Genomic DNA, 17042 nt, shown 5'->3' on the forward strand with positions numbered 1-17042 from the left:
CTCACCCGTCCGCCGCTGGGTGGCGAACCACCCCGCACGACTTGCATGTCTTAGGCACGCCGCCAGCGTTCACCCTGAGCCAGGATCAAACTCTCCAACAAAAGTACGCCCGAAGGCGTGTGGGTTCGTGTTTAGCCCGAATCCTGCGCTTTCAAGATCCCCCGCCGGCTTCCGCCAGCGCAAAAAGCAATATACCGCCCCCCCATCTTTTTGTCAAGATGGGGGCATGGACCTCTTGGTGGTGGTACCCCACCCCGACGACGAGACCTTTGGCGCGGGGGGTGCGCTCCTCCTGGCCAAGGCGGAGGGCCTCAAGACCGGGGTCATCGCCCTCACCCGGGGGGAGGCGGGGCGCACCTTGGGCCTTTGCCCCCCGGAGCGCTTGGGAGAGGTGCGCTCGGAGGAGCTCAGGCGGGCGGCGGAGGTCCTCCAGGTGGACCACCTGGAGGTCTTCTCCTTTCCCAACGGTCTGCCCCCGGAGGTGGGGGCGGAGGAGCGGGGGGTTGGGGAGGGCAGGGGCCTCGAGGCCCACCCGGAGGCGGTGGCGGTGCTTAGGGCCCGCTTCCAGGCCCTAAGGCCCCGCTTCGTCCTCACCTTTCCCCCAGACGGCATCAACGGCCACCCCGACCACGTGGCCGCAAGCCGCTACGTCCGGGAGGCGGCGGAAGGGTTCCGGCTGGTCCATTTTGTGCGTCCGGAAGGGCCCTGGCCCGTGACCCACCGCCTGAGGCTTCCCGAGTGGGCCTTAAGCCGGAAGCTCAAGGCCTTGGCCCAGCACAAGACCCAGGCCCTTTCCGTGCTCTCCTTCATGGAGAAGCATCCCGAGCGGCTTTGGACGGAGACCTTTTGGGTGGTGGGGGAGGAGGGGCTTAAGGAGGGGCCATGGTGGTGAGGCCTTTAGAGCACACCGCGGACGTGGGGTTTGAGCTGGAGGGGGAGAGCCTCGAGGCCCTCTTCCAGGCTGCCCTTCTTGGGCTTTTGGGGGTCATGTTCCAGTCCCCTCCTAAAGGAGGGAAAAGGCGGAGGCGGCTTCGCCTGGAGGCGGAGGACTTGGAAACCCTTCTGGTGCACTTTCTGAACGAGCTCGTCTACCTCATCCAGACCAAGGGCTTCGTCCCCGGGCGGGCGGTGTTGCGCATAACCCCCACCTCCACAGGCTACGCCCTGGAGGGGACGCTTTTTGGGGAGGCGTTCCGGCCGGAGATGGGTTTCCAGGGCGAGGTGAAAAGCGCCACCTTCCACGGCCTTAAGGTGGCGGAGGAAGGGGGAAGGTGGCGGGCGCGGGTGATCCTAGACGTGTAGGCGGGAGAGCTTCTCCCTAACCCGCTCCAAAAGCCCCGCTTCCACCAGGGCCTTGGCCCGGAGGAGGGCGTTTTTCACCGCCTCCTCGTCCGCGGAGCCGTGGCCGATGAGGACCGTGCCCTCCACCCCGAGAAGGGGCATGGCCCCGTACTGGGCGGGGTCCACCCTGGCCTTCACCTGCCTCAGGGCGGGGAGGGCCAGGAGGGCCCCAAGCCGGGCCAGGGGGGAGGAGGCGAGGGCCTCCTTAATCCAAGAGAGGAGGACCTTGGCCTCCCCTTCTGCAAGCTTTAGGGCCACGTTCCCCGTGAAGCCGTCGGTGACCACCACGGCCGTGGTGCCGAAGAAAATGTCCCGCCCCTCCACGTTGCCGAAGAAGCGCTCCCCTAAAGCGGCCTTCAGAAGGGGGTAAGCCTCGAGGACCAAGGCGTTCCCCTTCCCCTCCTCCTCCCCGATGGAAAGGAGGCCCACCTTGGGGGCCTCCACCCCGCTGGCCTCCGCATAGGCCAGGCCCATGGCCGCAAACTGGAGGAGGAAGGAGGGGCGGCAGTCCGCGTTCGCCCCCCCGTCCAGGAGGAAGGTGCGGCCCCGTTGGCTCGGGAACTCCACCAGAAGGGCCGGCCGCTCCACCCCCTTCGCCCGTCCCAGGGTGAAGAGGGCCGCGGCCATGGTGGCCCCGGTGTGGCCCATGGACACCACGGCCTCTACTTCTTTCCTTTGGAGGAGCTCCATGGCCACGGCGATGGAGCTTTCCCGGCGCCTCCGCACCTCGGTGGCGTGCTCCTCCATGCGGATCCAGTCCGGGGCGTGGCAGATGGGGAGGTCTCCCCTCTGGCGCCTGAGCTCCTCCTGAAGCCGGTCCTCTGGCCCCACCAGGACCACCTCCACCCCGGACCGGGCCGCTTTCAGGGCCCCGGCCACGGTGACCCTGGGGGCATGGTCGCCCCCCATGGCATCCAGGGCGATCCGCATCAGGCGCTGGGGGGCAGGTGCTTTTGCAGCTTGGCCTCAAAGTTGCGCTTGGGCTGGGCCCCCACCAGGACCTCCACCGGCTGGCCCCCCTTGAAGAGGATGACGGTGGGGATGCTCATCACCCGGTAGCGCATGGCCGTCTTGGGGTTCTCGTCCACGTCCAGCTTGGCCACCACCACCCGCCCCTCGTACTCCTGGGCCAACTCCTCCAGGATGGGGGCGATCATCCGGCAAGGGGCGCACCACTCCGCCCAGAAGTCCACCAGGACCAAGGGGTTCTGCGCCAAGAGCTGGTCAAACTCCGCGTCCGTAACCTCCACGGGCTTCGCCATACCTCCCCCACTTTAGGGCAAAACCCCCCAGGGATAAACCCCTGGGGGGCACAGGGCCCGGGCTACCGCTTCTTCTTGCCGCCCTTTTTCCCTTTGCCGCCCCCAACCCCCCCCGTGCCTCGGAGGAAGCTTTTGAGCTTGTTCTCAAACTCCGGGGCCTGCTTGGGGAGGCGCCGGGGCCGGGGAGGCGGGGCCCCCTCGGGGGCGGGGGTCAGGTCCTTGATGGAAAGGTCCAGCCGACCCTTGGCGTCCCGGCCCTTGACCATCACCTGGACGATGTCCCCCTCGTTGAGGAAGTCCCGGACGTTCCTCACGAACTCGTGGGCGATTTGGGAGATGTGCACCAGGCCTTGCTCCCCGCCCGGCAGCTCCACAAAGGCGCCAAAATCCGTAACCCGCACCACGCGGCCTTCCACGATGCTTCCAGCTTCTAGCTCCACTGTCCTTCTCCTCGCGCGAGCACGCCCGCGGTAGCCCCACTATAGCACAAGGGGGCGCACCCCCTCCCGGCCCACGGCCTCCAGGAGGTGGGCCACCCGCTGGCCCAGCCGGGGGTGAAGGAGGTCGGGGGCCAGGTCCGCCAGGGGCACCAGGACGAAGGCCCGTTGGTGGAGGCGGGGGTGGGGGAGGGTGAGGCCTTCCTCCTCCAAGACCAGGTCCCCGTAGAGGAGGAGGTCCAGGTCTATGGTCCTGGGGCCTAGGGGTTCCTTGCGCACCCGGCCCAGGGCCCGCTCTATGTCCAGGAGGTGCTGGAGGAGGGCCCTAGGGGGCAGGGCGGTTTCCACCTCCGCCACCAGGTTGAGGTAGGGAGGCTGGGGCGGGCCTATGGGGTCGGTCTCGTAAATGGGGGAGAGGCGGAGGAGGTGGGTCTGAGGCAGGCGGGAGAGGGCGGAAAGGGCCAGAAGGAGGTACCCCGCCCGGTCTCCCAGGTTGCTTCCCAAGGCGATGTAGGCGCGCATGCCCTTAGAGTCTACGCCTGGCAGCGGGGGCAGAAGTGGGTGCCCCGCCCGGCCACCTTCAGGCGGAGGATGGGGCCGCCGCATCGGGGGCAGGGAAGGCCCCTTCGCCCGTAGACCGCGTGCCGGGTCTGGAAGCCCCCAGGGGCGCCGTCCGGCTGCTGGTAGGTCCGGTCGGAGAGGGTGCTTCCCCCGAGGGCCACCGCCTCCTCGAGGACGGCGCGCAAGGCCCGGTGGAGGCGTAGGGCCTCCTCCTCCGAGAGGCTTCGCCCGGGGCGCAAGGGATTAAGCCCGGCCCGGAAAAGGGCCTCGTCCGCGTAGATGTTCCCCACCCCCGCGGCCAGGCGCTGTTCCAGGAGGAGGGCCTTGAGGGGCCTTTGGCTTCGCCTTAGGCCCTGGTAGAAGGGGGAGAAGGGGAAGGCCTCCAGGGGCTCGGGGCCCAGGCGGGCGAGGAGGGGGATTTCCCCGTACGCCCCCCGCTCCACCACCCAGATCCGCCCGAAGCGCCGGGGGTCGTGGAAGAATAGGCACCCATCCTCCAGGACGAACTCCACCCGGGCATGGGGGGTCTTCTCCCGGCGGAAGCCCCCCGTCATGCCCAGGTGGACCACCATCTCCTTTTCCCCCGTGAGGGCAAAGAGGAGGAACTTTCCCCGGCGCCCGAGGTCCAACACCCTTTCCCCTTCCGCCCCTTCCGTATTCCGGTAGCGCAGGGGGTCTTGGTGGAGGACCTTAAGGAGGGTTTTACCCCTTAGGAGGGGAAGGAGCTTTTTCCTTGTGGTCTCCACCTCGGGCAGCTCAGGCATCCCGGAGCCTCCTCCGGGCGAAGGCTCGGTAGAGCCAGGGGCCCACCCCCAAGGCCCCCCCGAGCCAGAGGAGGGGGTAGAGGGGCCAAAGGGGGGGAAGGGCCCGGGCCAGGGTCAGGAGGGCCCCGTAGCCCCTATGGACCCTTTCCCCCTCGTAGACGTGGAGGGCCTCGAGGAGGGCGGATCTGTCCCCTTCCGGGGCGCTCCCCACGGGGAGGAAGACAATCCTCCCCTCCCGGTCAAGCCGCTTTAGGGCTTCCCCGAAGGCCCGGCAGTAGGGGCACCGTTCGTCTATGTAGGCCTTCACGGCGCGTCCACGGGGACGGGCTCCCCCTTCTCGTTCACCGCCACGTAGGTGAGTTCCCCCTTGGTGGCGAGAACCCGCCCGTTCTCCTTGCCGAAGCGCTCCTTGTACACCTCCACCTCCACGGTGAGGGAGGTCCGGCCCACCCGCACCACCCGGGCCACCACCTCCAGGAGGTCCCCGGTGCGGATGGGCACCTTGAACTCCACGCCGCCCACGGCCACGGTGACCACGGGCTTTCTGGCGCGTCGGGCCGCGGCGTAGGAGCCCACCTTGTCCATGAGGCCCAGGACGAAGCCGCCAAAGGCCGCCCCTAGGGGGTTGGTGTGCTCGGGGAAGACGAGCTCGAGGGTGCGCGCCTCCATCCCCTTTAGCCTAAGGGGTGTAGAGGCCATCCGTCAGCCGGGCCATCTCCCGGTCTTTCTCCGTGACGCCCCCTGCCGTGTGGGTCCACCACTCCACCGCCACCCGCCCCCACTCCACGGTGAGCCGGGGGTGGTGCCCCTTCTCCTCCGCCAGGGCCCCCACGCGGTCCGCGAAGGCCAGGGCCTCCCGGAAGTCGGGGAAGCGGAACTCCTTGTAGAGGCGCTCGGGGTTTTCCAGCACCTGCCAGTCCATGCCCTGAGGGTAAAGCAACGCCCCCAGGCCCTTTGTGCCCGGGGGCGGGTTTGGTTGCGGGGGCGGGATTTGAACCCGCGACCTTCGGGTTATGAGCCCGACGAGCTACCAGGCTGCTCCACCCCGCGTCGCCAACCTTCAGTATGGCTGGCCCAAGGGGGTTTGTCAAGGGTGGGGGGTTTGGGTATCTTGGCCCCATGCGGCTTTTGCAGGTGGCCCTGCCCCTTCCCTTGGAACCCCTCACCTACCTCCCCCCCTTGGGGAGGGAAGAGGAAGGGGCCCTGGGCCGGCGGGTGGCCGTGCCCTGGCGGGGGGAGGTGCAGCTAGGGGTGGTGGTGGGGGAAGGGGAGGGGCGGCCCGCCCTCCACCTCCGCCACGCCCTGGCCTACCTGGACGAGGTCCCCCTTCTTCGGGCGGAGGAGATCGCCTTCTTGAGGGCCGCGGCCCACCACCTCTTCGCCCCCCTGGGCCAGGTCCTCGCGGACTTCCTCCCCCCCATGCCCGAGCCCGTCCACCGGGTGCGCCTCTTTCCGGGGGCAGACCCCGGGCTTCTCCCCCCCGGGCTTTCCGCCCTAGGGGACTGGCAGGAGGCCAAGGGCTTTGACCCTAAGCTTTTGGACCTCTTGCGGGAGGGCGGGGTGCTAGAGGAGGAGGTTTCCTTTAGGCCGCAAAAGAGGGTCCTCCGCGTCCTGAAGGAGCCCGAGGAGGGGCTAGGGGAGGCCTCTAGACGGGTCCTCGAGGTCCTCAAGGCCCTGGGGGAGGCGGAAAGCCAGGCCGCCCTAGCCCGGGCCGCGGGGGTGGGGGTAGGGGTGGTGAAGCGGCTCCTGGAAAAGGGGTACATCGGCCTCCTTCCCCCCGAGCCTCCGAGGGGCGGGGGAAAGGAGGCCATAGCCCCCCTTACCCTTCCGGAAAGGCCCGAGCGGGTGAACGGGGGGCGGCTTCGGGAGAGGATGCGCGTCCTAAGGGGCCTCCTGGAGGAGGGGGACCACCTGGTCCTCTTCCCCGAGGTGGGGCTTCTGGAGCGCTTCCTGGAGGGCTTCCCCGAGGCCAGGCCCTACCACGGGGGGCTTCCCCTCTGGGCCCGGGAGGCCCTTTTCCAGAGGCCAGGGGGCACGGTCTTCGCCACCTACGGGGGCCTCCTCCTGCCCTACACCCCCCAGGGGATCGTGGTGGTGGAGGAGGGGAGCGAAAGCTACAAGCTTCCCTCGGGCACCCGGGCCTTCATCCCTCCCCTGGCGGAGCTTAGGGCCCGGCTTTTGGGGATCCCCCTCACCTACCTCTCCTTGGTGCCCGCGGTGGAGGTCCTGGAAAGAAAGCCCCTTCGCCTCCCCGTGCCCAAGCCCCGCCTCCTCACCCTTTCCCTCAAGGAGGAGCGGGGCTGGCCCTTTACGGGGAGGGCCCTCGCCCTCCTCAAGCAGGTGGAGGAGAAGGGCCGCCAGGCGGTGGTCTTGGCCTCGAGGCGGGGCTATAGCGCCCTCCTCCTCTGCCCGGACTGCGGCTACAAGCCCACCTGCCCGGACTGCGCCCTGCCCTTGCGCTTCCACCAAGCCCCCCTCACCCTTCTCTGCCACCAGTGCGGCCATAAGGAGGCCCCGCCCCCCCTTTGCCCCCGGTGCGGCTCCCCCCTCCTGGAGCCCCGGGGTCCAGGGGTAGACTGGCTTCTAAGGGAGCTTAAGGAGCGGCTTGGCCTCCCCGTCTACCGCTTCGCCAAGGACGGCAAGGACGACCTCACCCCCCTCCTCCAGGGGGAGGGGGGGGTGGTGGTGGGGACCACGGCCCTCCTAAGGGGCCCGGTCCTTCCCGGGCTTGCCTTGGTCCTCCTCCCCCACGCGGACGGGTTCCTCTTGGACTCGGACTTCCGGGCCGCGGAGCGGTACCACCGCCTCCTTTGGGCCCTCACGGAGCTCAGGCCCGGCCACCGGCCCCTCCTCGTCCTCCAGACCTTCCACCCCGACCACCCTGTCCACCGGGCCCTGGAGGAGGGGGAGGTGGAGGCCTTCTTGTGGCAGGAGAAGGCCCTCAGGGAGGCCCTGGACTACCCCCCCAAGGTGCGCATGCTGAAGCTGGAGGTGGCCCACCGCAAGGAGGAGAAGGCCTTGGCCCTGGCCCTGGAGCTCCGGGAGGTCCTGAGGAAGGTGGCGGGGGAGGAGGAGGTCTTGGGCCCCGCCCCGGCCCCCGTGCCCAAGCTCAAGGGGCACTACCTTTACCACCTACTCCTTAAAGGGGGGACAGAAAGGCTCCACGAGCTCCTTGCCCACCTGGACCGCCGCAAGTTCAGGTTGGACCCGGACCCCTTCCGCTTCGTGGGCCTTTTGGAGGACTGAGGGCCGTGTGGACGTTTCCACGATAGGGCCTTTATCTTGGGTCCCATGGAACCCCCCTACCGGGCCTGGCTGGAGGTGGACCTGGGGGTCCTTTGGGCCAACTACGCCCTCCTTTCCGCCCGGGCTAAGGGGGAGGTCATCCCCGTGCTCAAAGCGGAGGCCTACGGCCACGGGGCCCTGCCCATCGCCCGCTTCCTCCTGGGGCGGGGGGTAAGGCGGGTAGCGGTGGCCACCCTGGGGGAGGCCCGGGCCCTAAGGCGGGGAGGGGTGGCGGGGGAGATCCTCCTCCTGGGAAGCCTCCACCCCCTCGAGGCCGAGGAGGCCCTTGGGCTGGGCCTCATCCCCACCCTCTCCACCCTCGAGGCCGCCCAGGCCTTGGCCCAAAGGGCCCGGGCCCTGGGCCTCACCCCTAGGGCCCACCTCAAGGTGGACACGGGCATGCACCGGGTGGGCTTCCCCTGGAGGGAGGCCCAAGCTGCCCTGAGGGCGGTGGAGGCCTTGGGGGTGCGGGTGGAGGGGGTCTACAGCCACCTGGCCACCGTGGGGGAGGACCCGGCGTTCGTGGAGGTGCAGAGGGCCCGCTTTCTGGAGGTGCGAAGGGCCCTAGGCCCCGACTACTTCTACCACCTGGAAAACTCCCATGGCCTCCTCCTCCACGGGGGGGGGAACGCGCGGGTGGGGCTCGCCCTCTACGGGCTCGTGCCGGGCTTTGGCCTTAAGCCCGTCCTCCGCCTCCTGGCCCGGCCCACCCTGGTGAAGCGCCTGGAGAGGGGCGCCCAGGTGGGGTACGGGGGGGAGTACGTGGCCCAAGGGGGGGAGTGGCTCGCCACCCTGCCCGTGGGCTACGCGGATGGCCTCCCTAGGGGGGCGGTGCGGGGGGTGCGGGGGCCGGATGGGGCCTTCCTCCCTCTGGCCGGGCGCATCTCCATGGACCAGGCCACGGTGCTCCTCCCGGGGCCCGTGGGCCTGGAGGCGGTCTTTGAGGTCATCGGCCCCGACTTCGGTCCCACGGGCCTTTGCGCCTTGGCGGAGGCCCGGGGCACCATCCCCTACGAGGTGGCGGTGCACCTCTCCCGCCGCCTGCCCCGGCTTTACCTCCTGGAGGGGGAGGTGGTGGCGCGGGTAGAGTGAGGGGGTGCAGGCCATCCGCCTCTTCCAAGGCTACCTGTGGCACCCCAAGGAGGCCCCCCTGGACCTGAAGGCCCTCCTGCCCGAAGCGGTGGAAGGGGCCAGGCTCCTTTTGGACGAGGTCCCGCCCCCCACCCCCTTCTTTGAGGATGGGACCCCCACGGCGGGCCAGCGCTTTTACCAGCTCACCCTCCTCGTCCTCTCCCAAGACCCGCCCGAGGCCCCAAAGCCCCTGGCCGAGCGGGTGGCGAAGGCCCTCCAGCCCCTTTTGGAAGGCCTGCCCCAGGGGGTGGGGTGGCTCCTTTTGGAAGACTTAAGGCCCCTCTAGGCGGGCCGCCTTAGGGGCCAGTACCCAAGCCCAAGCCCGAGGAGGAGGAGGAGAAGCCCCAAGGGCCTCGGCTTCACCAGAAGGCCCAAAAAGGCCCCGAAGAGGAGGAGGCCAAGCCCCACCCGCCTCCTCCCCACGAGGAAGGCCCGGCCTGAAAGGAAGCCCAAAAGAAGGGGCAAGGCCCAGGCGGCGAGGAGGAGAAGCCCTACGGCCCAGGGGGTCAAAGCCGGTGCTCCTCGGGGGCGAAGCCCTCCACCCAGAAGCTCCCGTCGGGGCGGTGCTCCTTCTTCCAGACGGGGAGGATTTGCTTCACCCGGTCAATGGCGTACTGGCAGGCCAGGAAGGCTTCCTTGCGGTGGCGGGCCGAGACCACGATGGCGATGGAGGCCTCCCCTGGGTCCACCCGGCCCAATCGGTGCCAGAGGGCGATGCGGCCTAGGTCCCAGCGGGCCCGCATCTCCCCTAGGATCTGGGCCATGACCCTCTCCGCCATCTCCGGGTAGGCCTCGTACTCCAAGTAGGCCACCTCCGCCCCCCGGTTGGGGCTCCTGGTGGTGCCGAGAAAGCTCACCACCGCCCCGTACTCGGGGGCCGTGGCCCAAGCCACCAGGGCCCCCAGGTCCAGGGGGGCTTCCGTGAGGCCGAAGCTGTCCTGGCCGCCGGAGACGGGGGGCAGGAAGGCCACCTCGTCCCCCTCCTTTAAGGGGGTTTCCCCCCCCGCCAGGGCCTGGTTCACCGCGGCCATCCCTCCTTCCAGGGCAAGCCCGGGGAAAAGGGCCTCCAAGGCCCTTTGGGCCTCGAGGACCCTGGCCCCCTCGGGAAGCTCTAGGCTGAGGCGGTCCTGGCCCGCCTGTTCCCGGTAAAGGGCGAAAAGCCGCACTTCAACCCGCATGGCCCTCAGTATAGACCTGGCTCAGGCCATAGGCCACGGCCAAGGCCTCGGGGTAGCGCATGCGCATGGGGCCTAAGAGGACCAGCTCCCCCGTCCACTCCCCCCGGGCAAGGCCCGCCTGCACCGCGCTCACCCCCTCCACCTCCCCCACCCGCACGTCCACCCGGCCCGGGGGGGTGAGGAGGTCCTCCCCTTCCGCCTCGTAGAGCTGCACCAGCCGTTCCAGGAAGGCCGGGTCCCGGGCCTCGGGCTCCTTAAGGGCCTGGGCCAGGCCCTCCCGGTAGGTCTGCCCCAGGCCCTGGGCCAGGACCCTTTCCAGGGCGCTGAAGAGGTCCTCGAGGCCAGAAGGGGCTTTGGGCAGGCGCTCAAAAGGCCCTTGCAGGGCCTCCTCCGCCTCCTTCAGCCGGGCGGGGCTTAGGGTGAGGGGAAGCCTGGCCTCCTTCACCCGCCCCCCCTCCAGGACCAAGACGGCCAGGGTCCCCTCGGGGAGGGGGGAGAGGTGGACCTGGAGGAGGCGGGGCCTTTTCCTAGGCCTTAAGCGGAGAAGGGCGGGGTAGCCGGAAAGCCCCGCGGCCACCTTCACCAGGAAGGCCTCGGGTTCCCGGGCCCCCAGGAGGGCCCGCTCCACCCGCTCCTGGACCGCGGGGGGGAGGCCTTTTGGGGGGAGAAGGGAGAGGCTGTACTGCCGGAAGCCCTGGCGGGTGGGCACCCGGCCCGCGGAGGCGTGGGGCTTGGTGAGGTAGCCCATCTCCTCCAGGGCGATGAGCTCGTAGCGGGCCAGGGCAGGGGAAAGCCCTGTCCCCTCGGCCACCCGGGCCGAGGGGACAGGGGCCCCCGTCTGGATGTAGGCCTCCACCAGGAGGTTGAGGATGGCCCGCTGCCTGGCCGTCACACCCCTATTGTACCGGGGTCACCGCGGCCTCGTCCTCCTCCCCGGTGCGGATGCGGTAGACCTTCTCCACCGGGATTACGAAGACCTTCCCGTCCCCCACCTCCCCGGTGCGGGCGGCCTTCAGGATGGCCTCCACCGTAGGCTTGACGAAGGGCTCGGAAACCCCGATCTCCAGGCGCACCTTCTCGTGGAGCTCCATCTTCACCGTGGTGCCCCGGTAGGTCTCCACCTTCTCCGTCTCCCCCCCATGGCCTTGGACCCGGCTTAGGGTGAGCCCCCGCACCTCGGCCTTGAAAAGAGCCTCCAGAACCTCCCCCAGCTTCTCCGGGCGGACGATGGCCACGATGAGCTTCACGCCTTACCTCCTTTGGGCTTCAGGGCCGGGGGCGCGGCTTCGGGAAGGACCAGGACGGCCCCTTCCCCAGAAGCGTAGGCCTCCTCCCCGTGCTGGGTCACGTCCAGGCCCAGGCCCTCCTCCTTGGGGCTGGTCCGCAAGGGGGTGAGGAGGGCTATGGCCTTCAAGAGGACGAAAGTGGCCAGGGCGCTGTAGAGCGCAGCCACCCCCACGGTCAGAGCCTGGACCCCGAGCTGGGCCGGGTTGCCGAAGAGGAGCCCGTCCGCCGCCCCGCTCCAGGCCTTTTCCGCCAGGATCCCGGTGAGGAGGGCCCCGACCATCCCCGCCACCCCGTGGGCGGCGAAGACGTCCAGGCTGTCGTCCAGCCGGGTCCGGGCCCGAAGGAGCAGGGCGAAGTAGCTGGGGAAGGCCGAGAAGGCCCCGAGGACCAGGGCGGAAAGGGGAGAGACGAACCCCGCGGCCGGGGTAACCGCCACCAGGCCCACCACGATGGCCGTGGCCGTGCCCACCGCGGTGGCCTTGCCGGTGCGGAAGAGGTCCAAAAGGAGCCAGACCACCAGGGTGGCCATGGGGGCCAGGAAGGTGTTGGCGAAGGCCAGAGTGGCAATGCCATTGGCCGCCAGGGCGCTACCCCCGTTGAAGCCGAACCAGCCGAACCAGAGGAGGGCGGCCCCCAGGAGGCTGAGGGGGATGTTGTGGGGCAGGATGGCCTGGCGGCCGTAGTCCTTCCTGGGCCCGAGGACTAAGGCGGCCACCAGTCCCGCCACCCCCGCGTTGATGTGGACCACTGTGCCCCCGGCGAAGTCCAGGGCCCCCAGGGCCCCCAAAAACCCCCCACCCCAGACCCAGTGGGCCAGGGGGGCGTAAACCAAAAGCCCCCACAGGATGAGGAAGGCTAGGTAGGCAGGGAAGCGCATGCGCTCCACGATGGCCCCGGAGACCAAAGCGGCGGCGATGATGGCGAAGGTGCCCTGGAAGGCTAGGAAGAGGAGGTGGGGGATGGTGCCCTTGGCCTCGAGGCCTACCCCCTGGAGGAGGGCGTGGCGCAATCCCCCTAGCCAAGGCCCCCCGTCTCCAAAGGCCAGGGTGTAGCCCAAAAGGGCCCAGCCCACCCCCACGAAGGCCAGGGCGGAGAAGCTCATGAGCATGGTGTTCAGGGCGTTCTTGCCCCGCACCAGCCCCCCGTAGAGGAGGGCCAGGGCCGGGGTCATGAGGAGGACGAGGGCGGTGGAGACCAGCATCCAGGCCGTGTCCGCGCCGCTCGTCTCCTGGGCTAGGCCGAGGCTTCCAAGGATCAAAAGGGTTAGGGCGGCTATTCTTCCCATGGTCACCCCCTTAGGGTTGAGGGTAGGTTAGCTTAGGCAGTTTGTCAAGCTTTATCTTGACAAAGTGCCATTAATACCCAAACAAAGAGTCAGTTTTTACCCATAAAGCGGATTTTTGTCATGAGTAAGGTGGACAACGTGCACAAACCCTCCGGAGCCCAAGCCTCGTAAACTGGAGCCCGTGACGTGGGCGGAGCTTCTTGAGCGCCTGAAGGCGGGGCAGGACGAGCGCACCCTCTTCCTGCCCCCGGACCTTTCCCCGGAGGAGCTCGCCCGCTACGCCGCGGGCCTGGCCAACCACAAGGGGGGCATCCTCTTCCTGGGGGTGGGCCCGGAGGGGCGGGTGCTGGGGGCGGCGGAGATCCACCCCCTGCAGATCACCCACGCCCTCTTCCAGCTCACCCAGGGGCTTCTCCTGCCCTACGTGGAGGTTTTAGAGGGCCCGGAAGGGCGGGTTCTCGCCCTCCACGTTCCCCGGGCCCCCGCGGCCATCGCCCTAGGCCCCGGGCGGGTGCCCTTTTGGGACGGTTCCCGCCTTAGCGAGCTCCGGCTGGGGGAGGCCCGCCCCGAGCCCGACTTCACCGCTCAGGTCCTCCCCGCGGCCAGCCTCTCCGACCTGGACCCCCTGGAGGTCCTGCGCCTTAGGCGCATCCTGGAGGAAAGGGGAAGCGCCCTCGCGGCCCTGCCCGACCTGGAGCTCCTCTTCGCCCTAGGCCTTCTAGAGCGGGTGGAAGGGGAGGAGAGGCCCACGGTGGCGGGGCTCCTCCTTGCGGGCACGCCCCTCGCCCTCAAGCGGCTTTTGCCCCAGGCGGAGGTGAGCTACTACTTCCACCAAGACGAGGAGGGTTACGCCTTCCGGGAGGACCTCCTGAGGCCCATCCCCGCCCTCTTGGAGCGGCTAAAGGACCTCATCCAGGCCCGAAACCGGGTGCGCTACCTCACCGTGGGGCTTTTTCGGATAGAGGTCTGGGACTTTGACCAGGAGGTCTACCGGGAGGCCCTCCTAAACGCCTTGGTCCACCGGGACTGGCAGAGCCTGGATGCCATCCAGGTCCACCACCACCAAGACCGCCTGGAGATCTCCAACCCCGGGGGCTTTCCTCCGGGCATCACCCCGGAGAACGTCCTCCGCCACCCCCCAAAAAGGCGGAACCCCCGGCTGGCCGAGGCCCTTTACCGGCTGGGCTACGTGGAGCGGGCGGGGAGCGGGGTGGACAAGATGTACCGCCTCCTCCTCAAGTACGGCAAGGAACCCCCCGAGTACCGCCTCTTCCCCGAGGCCCTCACCCTGGTCCTCTACAACCCCGAGCTGGACGAGGCCTTCGTGCGGGGTCTGGCGGAGGCCCAGGAGCGGCATGGTGCCTTCAGCCTGGACCACCTCATCGTCCTCGGCCACCTACGGCGGGTGGGAAGGGCGACCCTCGAGGAGCTGGCCCGGGCCCTCCAGCTTCCCCCCGAGGGCGCCCGGCGGGTCCTCCACCGCCTGGAGCGCATGGGGTTCCTCCTCAAGGAAGGGGGGCGGTACCGCCTCCAGGGCCAGGACCCCCTGGCCCAGCGCCTCCTGGCAGCGCTGGAGGTCCCCCGCACCCGGCGGGACCTCGAGGCCTTCCTGGGCCTTTCCCAAAGGGAGGCCCTGGCCCTCCTCCGCCGCCTCATGGGGGAGGGGCGGGTGGTGCGGGAGGGCCGGGGGCCGGGCACCCGGTACCGGAGGGCCTGATGCTGCACCTGGTCCTCTACCAGCCGGAGATTCCCCAAAACACCGGGAACGTGGCCCGCACCGCGGCCGCCTTGGGCTTTCCCCTCCACCTCATCTGCCCCTTGGGCTTCCGCCTGGGGGACCCCCGGCTTAAGCGGGCGGGGCTGGACTACTGGCCCCACGTGCGGCCTCAGGTCCACGACACCTGGGAGGCCTTTCTGGCGGCCCTTCCTGAAGGGGCGCGGGTCCTGGCCTTCAGCGCCCGGGGGGAAGTAAGCCTCTTTGAGGCCGAGTTTCGGGAAGGGGATTACCTCCTCTTCGGCCCCGAGACCCGGGGGCTTCCCCCGGAGATCCTAAAGGCCTTCCCCTCCCTCCACATCCCCATCCCCGGGCCTGTGCGCTCCCTGAACCTGGCGGTGGCCGTGGGGGTGGCGGCTTACGAGGCCTACCGCCAGCTGAGTTCCAGGAGGGCGTAGCCCTGGGCGTTCACCACCTCCACCCCTAGGGGGGTGCGGTGGCGCCTTGGGGGGTTCGCCCCGAGGAGGGGAACGTGGCCGTGCACGTGGACCCTGGGGCGGTAGAGGCGGTGGAAGAGGGCGAGGGCTGGGCTTCCCCGGTGGGCGAAGTCCTGCCCCGTGCTCGGTCCTGGGGGCGGGGCGTGGGTGAGGAGGAGGTCCACCCCGTGGCCCTTTCCAAGTCGCCTGGGGAAGGCAAGGGGGAAGGGCTTCAGGACCAGGCGGAGGAGCTCCCCTTCGGAAAACTGGCCCTCCCCCTCCCGGTACCGGGGCACGCCCCCGATGCCGTAGATCCAAAGCCCCCGGTGGACGAAAAGCCGCCCGTGGAGGAGGACCACCCCCCCGGGCCGCCTCCGTCCTTCCCCTTCCCGCACCCACTCCGCCCCGTGGTTGCCGAAGACGTAGAGCACGGGCACCGCCACCTTGCTGGCCAGGTACTCCAAATAGTCCCCGGGGAGGTCCCCCGCGGCCAGCACCAGGTCCAAGGGGGGGAGGTTTTGGGGGAAGCGGGGGGTGTGGAGGTGGGGGTGGACCTGGTCGGAAAGGAGGAGGAGGCGCACGGTTTTCCTCCAGTCTAAGCGGGCATGATGGGGGTGTGAAGGCCTACACCACCTACCACCTCCCCGTGGACCTCCCCGAGGGCCACCCCTTCCCCCTCTACAAGTACCGGGGGGTGGCGGAGGCTCTAAAGGGCCTCCTCCCCTTGGAGCCTGCCCCCGAGGTGCCCAAGGAAGCCCTCTTCCTGGCCCACGATCCCGCGTACTTAGAGAAGGTCTTCGGCCAGGGGCTTTCCCGAAAGGAGAGCCTCCGCCTTGGCCTCCCCTTTAGCCCCTCCTTCCTCCGGCGGGCCCTCCACGCCGCCGGGGGGACCCTGATGGCCGCCCTGGACGCCCTCGAGGGGGGCCTCGGCCTGAACCTCGCCGGGGGCACCCACCACGCCTTTCCCGACCGGGCCGAGGGCTACAGCCTCTTCAACGACGTGGCGGTGGCCGTGGCCTGGCTCAGGCGAGGGGGTTTCTCGGGGCGGGTTTTGGTCCTGGACCTGGACGCCCACCAGGGGAACGGCACCGCGGTTTTCTTCGGGCAGGACCCCACGGTCTACACCCTCTCTCTCCATGGGGAGCGGAACTACCCCCTGAAGAAGGAGCGGAGCGACCTGGACGTGGGCCTGCCCGACGGGGTGGGGGACGAGGCCTATCTTTGGGCCCTGGAGGAGGCTTTGGAGAAGGCCTGGTCCTTCCGTCCTCATCTGGTCTTCTACAACGCGGGGGTGGACGTCCTGAAGGGGGACCGGTTTGGGCGGCTCGCCTTGAGCCTCGGGGGCTTGGCCCGGAGGGACCTCCGGGTCTATCGCTTCGTGAAGGAGCTGGGGGCGGCCTTGGTGGTGGTCATGGGGGGCGGGTACAACCGCGATCCCCGCCTCACCGTGGAGGCCCACGCCACCACCTACCGGCTCGCCTTAAGCTCCTTGGCGTAGGTGGCCACCGCCTCTTCCAGGCGGAAGCCGAGCCTCTCGTAAAGCTCCCGGGCCTCCTTCTCGTGGTCGTGGGCCCGGACCCTGAGGAGCCTGGCCCCCTTCTTCCGGGCCAGCCGGGCGGCCTCCGAAAGGAGGGCCCGGCCGATCCCCTGCCCCCGCGCCCGGGGCACCACCCCGATGTAGGCCACGCTGGCTTCCCCCTCCTCCACCTCCACCTCCGCCATCCCCACGGGGTCTTTCCCCTGGTAGACCACCAGGAGGTGGACCCCCGGGTCCTGGAAATGCTCCAAGAGCTCCTCGTCCGTCCAGCGTAGCCTTAAGGCCCAGCCCTCCTCGCTCTCCCGGTAGAGCTCCCGGTAGACCCCAGGCCCCGGGAAGCCCTCTCGGATGGTGACCCCCTTGGGGGGCGGGTGATCCAGGCCCTCCGGGGCCTTCACGTAGAAGTAGGTAAGGTGGAGGAGGGAAAACCCAGCCTCTTCCAGGGCGTTCCGCAGGGGGTGGTTCCCCGCTTGGGGGAAGGCGTAAAGCCGTTCTGTCGGGAGGGCTTTGGCCCGCTCCTCCGCCCCTTGGAGGAGGGGAAGGAGGTCTTCCGCCCGGTAGGCCAAGGGGCCTTCCAGGGCCGCCCCGTCCCAGAAGGGGTAGAGGCCCACGTACCCCTCCACCCTTTCCCGGTGCAGGACCAGGCCGTCTTCCAGCTCCTCCGCCAGGCCCTCGAGGTCCCGGGCCTCCGGGGCCAGCACCCCGGGGCCCCCCTCCCTGTCCAGGTGGCGGAGGAGGTCCAAGAGGCCCGGGAGGTCCTGCCGGGTGACGGGCCGGATCATAC

23 protein-coding genes, 1 tRNA gene and 1 rRNA gene are annotated in these 17042 nt (G+C 69.5%); 8 read left to right on the plus strand and 17 right to left on the minus strand.

The features are described 5' to 3' along the window. Positions 1–101: ribosomal RNA gene (locus WKI94_RS02060) — 16S ribosomal RNA — on the minus strand; the annotation flags it as partial. Positions 102–226: 125 nt separating this feature from the next. On the opposite strand from WKI94_RS02060, the gene WKI94_RS02065 reads away from it, so the two are divergent. Beyond that, entirely contained in the window at positions 227–892 is a 666-nt protein-coding gene (locus tag WKI94_RS02065) for a PIG-L family deacetylase (protein ID WP_337844116.1), read from the plus strand. Then, a complete protein-coding gene (locus WKI94_RS02070) occupies positions 883–1302 on the plus strand; it encodes an archease (protein WP_337844117.1) in 420 nt (139 codons plus the stop codon). Before WKI94_RS02065 ends, WKI94_RS02070 begins: the two co-directional genes overlap by 10 nt. Here the strand turns inward: WKI94_RS02070 and plsX are convergent. The 9 genes from plsX to WKI94_RS02115 form a co-directional block, all read right to left on the minus strand. After that, positions 1291–2271: a phosphate acyltransferase PlsX gene (plsX, locus tag WKI94_RS02075; RefSeq protein ID WP_337844118.1), complete on the minus strand. Its 981-nt coding sequence runs from the start codon at positions 2269–2271 to the stop codon at positions 1291–1293. The two genes, WKI94_RS02070 and plsX, sit on opposite strands and share 12 nt — an antisense overlap. After that, positions 2271–2603 (minus strand): thioredoxin, encoded by a 333-nt coding sequence (gene trxA / locus WKI94_RS02080; protein WP_016330207.1) that lies wholly within the window; start codon positions 2601–2603, stop codon positions 2271–2273. Before trxA ends, plsX begins: the two co-directional genes overlap by 1 nt. Positions 2604–2665: 62 nt before the next feature. After that, on the minus strand, positions 2666–3043 hold the full coding sequence (locus tag WKI94_RS02085; protein ID WP_337844119.1) for an RNA-binding protein S1: 378 nt from the start codon (positions 3041–3043) through the stop codon (positions 2666–2668). 39 nt (positions 3044–3082) lie between these two features. After that, positions 3083–3562 (minus strand): 2-amino-4-hydroxy-6-hydroxymethyldihydropteridine diphosphokinase, encoded by a 480-nt coding sequence (folK, locus tag WKI94_RS02090; protein WP_337844120.1) that lies wholly within the window; start codon positions 3560–3562, stop codon positions 3083–3085. Between the two features lie 11 nt (positions 3563–3573). Continuing rightward, complete coding sequence (gene mutM / locus WKI94_RS02095) at positions 3574–4365, minus strand: DNA-formamidopyrimidine glycosylase (RefSeq protein WP_337844121.1); 792 nt, start codon at positions 4363–4365, stop codon at positions 3574–3576. After that, positions 4358–4672: a DCC1-like thiol-disulfide oxidoreductase family protein gene (locus WKI94_RS02100; RefSeq protein ID WP_337844122.1), complete on the minus strand. Its 315-nt coding sequence runs from the start codon at positions 4670–4672 to the stop codon at positions 4358–4360. The genes mutM and WKI94_RS02100 overlap by 8 nt, the downstream gene beginning before the upstream one ends. Next, positions 4669–5034: a hotdog domain-containing protein gene (locus tag WKI94_RS02105; protein WP_337844123.1), complete on the minus strand. Its 366-nt coding sequence runs from the start codon at positions 5032–5034 to the stop codon at positions 4669–4671. Before WKI94_RS02105 ends, WKI94_RS02100 begins: the two co-directional genes overlap by 4 nt. Positions 5035–5044: 10 nt before the next feature. After that, a complete protein-coding gene (locus WKI94_RS02110; RefSeq protein ID WP_337844124.1) occupies positions 5045–5287 on the minus strand; it encodes a 4a-hydroxytetrahydrobiopterin dehydratase in 243 nt (80 codons plus the stop codon). A gap of 51 nt (positions 5288–5338) precedes the next feature. Beyond that, positions 5339–5415, minus strand: a tRNA-Met gene (locus tag WKI94_RS02115). Positions 5416–5484: 69 nt separating this feature from the next. Between WKI94_RS02115 and WKI94_RS02120 the strand changes: the two genes are divergently transcribed. From WKI94_RS02120 to WKI94_RS02130, 3 genes are read left to right on the plus strand one after another with little or no spacing between them, the layout of a single operon-like run. Continuing rightward, on the plus strand, positions 5485–7611 hold the full coding sequence (locus WKI94_RS02120; protein WP_337844125.1) for a primosomal protein N': 2127 nt from the start codon (positions 5485–5487) through the stop codon (positions 7609–7611). Positions 7612–7656: 45 nt separating this feature from the next. Further along, the gene (gene alr, locus WKI94_RS02125) at positions 7657–8742 is read left to right on the plus strand and encodes an alanine racemase (RefSeq protein WP_337844126.1); all 1086 of its coding nucleotides are present in this window, start codon (positions 7657–7659) and stop codon (positions 8740–8742) included. Positions 8743–8746: 4 nt separating this feature from the next. Then, entirely contained in the window at positions 8747–9067 is a 321-nt protein-coding gene (locus WKI94_RS02130) for a DUF3208 domain-containing protein (RefSeq protein ID WP_337844127.1), read from the plus strand. Here WKI94_RS02130 and WKI94_RS02135 read toward each other — a convergent pair. From WKI94_RS02135 to WKI94_RS02155, 5 genes are read right to left on the minus strand one after another with little or no spacing between them, the layout of a single operon-like run. Continuing rightward, positions 9064–9291, minus strand: coding sequence for a hypothetical protein (locus WKI94_RS02135; protein WP_337844128.1), 228 nt, complete (start codon positions 9289–9291; stop codon positions 9064–9066). The genes WKI94_RS02130 and WKI94_RS02135 overlap by 4 nt on opposite strands. Beyond that, positions 9288–9959, minus strand: a complete 672-nt coding sequence (locus WKI94_RS02140; RefSeq protein ID WP_337844129.1) for a molybdenum cofactor biosynthesis protein MoaE — start codon at positions 9957–9959, stop codon at positions 9288–9290. Before WKI94_RS02140 ends, WKI94_RS02135 begins: the two co-directional genes overlap by 4 nt. Next, on the minus strand, positions 9949–10851 hold the full coding sequence (locus tag WKI94_RS02145) for an HrcA family transcriptional regulator (RefSeq protein ID WP_337844130.1): 903 nt from the start codon (positions 10849–10851) through the stop codon (positions 9949–9951). The genes WKI94_RS02140 and WKI94_RS02145 overlap by 11 nt, the downstream gene beginning before the upstream one ends. A gap of 4 nt (positions 10852–10855) precedes the next feature. Beyond that, a complete protein-coding gene (locus WKI94_RS02150) occupies positions 10856–11206 on the minus strand; it encodes a P-II family nitrogen regulator (protein ID WP_337844131.1) in 351 nt (116 codons plus the stop codon). Further along, entirely contained in the window at positions 11203–12447 is a 1245-nt protein-coding gene (locus WKI94_RS02155) for an ammonium transporter (RefSeq protein WP_337844167.1), read from the minus strand. The genes WKI94_RS02150 and WKI94_RS02155 overlap by 4 nt, the downstream gene beginning before the upstream one ends. 265 nt (positions 12448–12712) lie before the next feature. On the opposite strand from WKI94_RS02155, the gene WKI94_RS02160 reads away from it, so the two are divergent. After that, complete coding sequence (locus tag WKI94_RS02160) at positions 12713–14248, plus strand: ATP-binding protein (protein ID WP_337844132.1); 1536 nt, start codon at positions 12713–12715, stop codon at positions 14246–14248. Then, the gene (locus tag WKI94_RS02165) at positions 14248–14703 is read left to right on the plus strand and encodes a tRNA (cytidine(34)-2'-O)-methyltransferase (protein ID WP_337844133.1); all 456 of its coding nucleotides are present in this window, start codon (positions 14248–14250) and stop codon (positions 14701–14703) included. The genes WKI94_RS02160 and WKI94_RS02165 overlap by 1 nt, the downstream gene beginning before the upstream one ends. Here WKI94_RS02165 and WKI94_RS02170 read toward each other — a convergent pair. After that, a complete protein-coding gene (locus WKI94_RS02170) occupies positions 14673–15302 on the minus strand; it encodes a metallophosphoesterase (protein WP_337844134.1) in 630 nt (209 codons plus the stop codon). The genes WKI94_RS02165 and WKI94_RS02170 overlap by 31 nt on opposite strands. A 35-nt stretch (positions 15303–15337) precedes the next feature. Here WKI94_RS02170 and WKI94_RS02175 point away from each other — a divergent pair, with 35 nt between their 5' ends. Next, entirely contained in the window at positions 15338–16219 is an 882-nt protein-coding gene (locus tag WKI94_RS02175) for a histone deacetylase (RefSeq protein ID WP_337844135.1), read from the plus strand. Here the strand turns inward: WKI94_RS02175 and WKI94_RS02180 are convergent. Continuing rightward, complete coding sequence (locus WKI94_RS02180) at positions 16189–17040, minus strand: GNAT family N-acetyltransferase (protein ID WP_337844136.1); 852 nt, start codon at positions 17038–17040, stop codon at positions 16189–16191. The two genes, WKI94_RS02175 and WKI94_RS02180, sit on opposite strands and share 31 nt — an antisense overlap. Positions 17041–17042 lie beyond the last annotated feature (2 nt).

The organism is Thermus sp., from assembly GCF_037444525.1.
Classification (GTDB): domain Bacteria; phylum Deinococcota; class Deinococci; order Deinococcales; family Thermaceae; genus Thermus.